Source organism: uncultured Mailhella sp., assembly GCF_947631555.1.
Lineage (GTDB): Bacteria > Desulfobacterota > Desulfovibrionia > Desulfovibrionales > Desulfovibrionaceae > Mailhella.
Genome location: NZ_CANRLT010000143.1, coordinates 1 through 3,036 on the forward strand (window position 1 = coordinate 1; position 3,036 = coordinate 3,036).

Annotated in this window: 2 pseudogenes; both read right to left on the minus strand. The window is 59.4% G+C overall.

The features are described from left to right. Positions 1 to 366: pseudogene (locus Q0Z94_RS11590) on the minus strand (hypothetical protein); the annotation flags it as partial. A gap of 323 nt (positions 367 to 689) precedes the next feature. Continuing rightward, a pseudogene (locus tag Q0Z94_RS11595) lies at positions 690 to 3,036 on the minus strand (hypothetical protein); the annotation flags it as partial.

A 3,036-nucleotide genomic window follows, 5' to 3' on the forward strand; every position in this document is an offset into this window, starting at 1 on the left:
CAGGGCCGCCCCCATGCCCGCTCCGAACACCACGTTCATGAGACTGCCGGCAACGCTGTATTCCTGTTGAAGATTGTCCTTGCCGGCAATGATCATCGGCTCAACCAGTGCCGCGCCCGCTGCGCCTTCCACCGCTCCCACGCCGGCACGGACACCGGCCCTGCCCCAGGCACTGCCGGCCTTTCCCAGCAGGGACATGACACGCGCTTCCCCCACCACGGGCACAAAGGACGTGGCTAGGTTTATCGGGTCTGTCAGGGATTCCGTCAGCCCGGCGGCAAAGCCGAACGGAGCGGGGAAACAGAAAAGGAATCTTGCTTTTCCTGCCGGAAAAGCGCGAAGAGCGCCGAACTTCCAGTTCGGCAAAGGCACCCTCCGACCACGTCCCTAACCGCCGGAGGCGCGAGCGTTAGCGAGCTGATAGCGCAGGCGGCGTGTTTGTTCGGCTCTGCCGGCAAACATGGTCACGCCGCCGGAGCGGGGTAGTCGGGATCGCGCCTCGTGCAGCGAAGCTGCCCTCGGCCGCGCTCCGCGTGTCCTTATGTCCGCTCCTCGCCCGCCTCCATGCTGGCTTTCCAGCCAGCGCGGGGTCGTCGCTCCAAACGCGCTACCGCGCGTGCCTCCGCCGGTCTAAGGAAGAGAAAGGCAAAAAACACACTCCCTAGCTGCCGGACGGCGCGAGCGTGTGGCTATTCGTCCATCTCTTCCGCACTCTCCTGCTGCCTTTCCTGATACGGACTGTGGAAGAATTGCCTGCGGGCGAGGGTGTTCTGTTCCGGCGCGGCGGGAAGGCGCAGGGCCATGCGGCCCAGAGCGGCCCGAACGGCGCTTTCCGCCTCTTCCGCTGAGACGTTCAGCATCTTCCTGAAGGTGCGGCGCATCCCGTCGGAAATCTCCAGTCCGGCACTGTCCGCGCCGCCGTAGATCTCCAGGAACCACTGCCTGAACTTGCGGAACACGGCTTTCAGCTCCGGCACGGGCGCTTTGCCCTCCAGCAGGAAGCGCTCCCCGGCGCGGGCAAACGCTTCTTCCTGATCCGCGGTCAGCGGCTGGTCCGGCTTCGCGCCCACAAAATCCATCACCTCCTGCCAGAGTTTCCGGCTCCTTTCGCCGGCTCCTTCCCGCATGGCCGTTTCCTGAAGTTCGCGGCGGAAGATGTGGAAGAGTTCGTGCGGGGCACTGGTGACGTCCGCGGAGCGGAAGAACTCGATGAGCGCCCGCCCGTCTTCCCCCATGCCAAAGCTCACCCGGGCGCGGGGTTCGGCGGACAGCTTCCCTTTCGGCTGAAAAAAAATAGTTCCCGTTCCGTCATTGACACCCAGCGTATCCCGTAGTATGTTCATCACCAAGCCCCGATTGGTCCGGAGTTCTACAACATCTTGATGTTGTTTTCCCGGTGCGAGCCAATCGGGGTCTACTATTCTTGTCAGCTCATGGTCGTAAAAGCGCTTGCCGTTGCCGTCCTCCCGCAGAACAAATCCCACCACATACTCCTGCCCATCCAGTCTGAGTTTATTCGCAAAAAAATGCGACATAAGTCTGGGCTTCTTTTCCATTGAGCCAAGATATATGCCGTTTCTTATGATTTGCGGGATAAAAGGCACGGAACGGGCAAGAAGCGCATCAAAGCCATGAGACAGTGCGTCATCTATGCCCTTGGGCGTCACCAGAACACTCCAGTTCTTATCTTCATTGAGAACCTCCGAAGACGTGGAAAACAGCTTTCTGCTCCACTGTTTTACCGCATTGCGCAAGACTTTTCTGTATTCCTGGTGTCCGGCATCGACAGGAACGTCTATCCCCTTCCCAGGGCCGAACCACGCCGAGCTGTCCGCCTCGATCATGGGCATATCCGCAAAGCGTCGGGCAAGGGTGTTCGTCCCGAGTTCTCCGCTATAACTTCCGGCACCGGTCTCCGGCCCTTTCTCACGGGAAACGGACACGTCCTTTCCCGTACTCTTCCCGCTCTGCATGTCCGCCCCTGCGGAACGGTTGTTCACCGGCGGCTGAAAGAGCACGTTGTCCTCGATGCGGGAGGGCTTGACAGCACCGCGCAGAACACCTAGACTAATTCCTGAAATAGCGTCTGCTGGCTGCATGAGACCTCGTTTTTCGGGCATATCATGGTACAGGGCAGGCGCTATTTCTATTTCCGCAAGTTTGTGATCCTTGTAGCGAACATCCTCAGAAAATCCATTCTTTTTGTGTTCTAATTCTGCTTTCGTCCCTTCCGTCACCACATCCATTTTCAGCCTGACGGAATAGAGTTTGTCTCCCATGCGCAGCGCGGAATAATAGACATCCTGCCCGCCTCTGTCCGGGTGTCTGGCGTCCGGAGCTTCGTAGTGGTCATACTCGGCGTTTTTCACCATCTCGCGCAGCCCGGCATAGGCGTTTCGATGTTCGCGTGAACGGGAACGCTTGAGCGACGCTCCGATGTTGGTTTTCGTGAAGCGCATGGTCTGCCGTGTGGAATCTATGGTAATGTCGCCGCCCTCCGCCAGCAGAGCCTTGACCCAGAGGGCGAAGTCCTTCATGTTCGCAAACTCCGGCACGGCGTCTGCGGGGATGCTCACCACTCTGGCCGCGGCGCTGTCCGGCTTGCGGTGTATGCCCGCGCGGACAAGCGGTTCTCCGGCGGGCAGTCCCGGGTCTTCCCCCGTGTCCATCTTCCCTGCGGTCTTCCCGGCCTGCACGTCCGCCCCTGCGGAACGGTTGTTCACCGGCGGCTGAAAGAGCACGTTGTCCTCGATGCGAGAGGGCTTGACAGCACCGCGCAGAACACCTAGACTAATTCCTGAAATAGCGTCTGCTGGCTGCGTGGCCTTGCCGTTTTCGGTGACACCACGATACAGGGCAGGCGCTATTTCTATTTCCGCCAGCTTGTGATCCTTGTAACGGGCATCCTCAATTTTATTTCCCTTTCTTCCATATTCCGCCATTCTTTCTTCTTCCGTCGCCACATCCATTTTCAGCCTGACGGAATAGAGTTTGTCTCCCATGCGCAGCGCGGAATAATAGACATCCTGCCCGCCT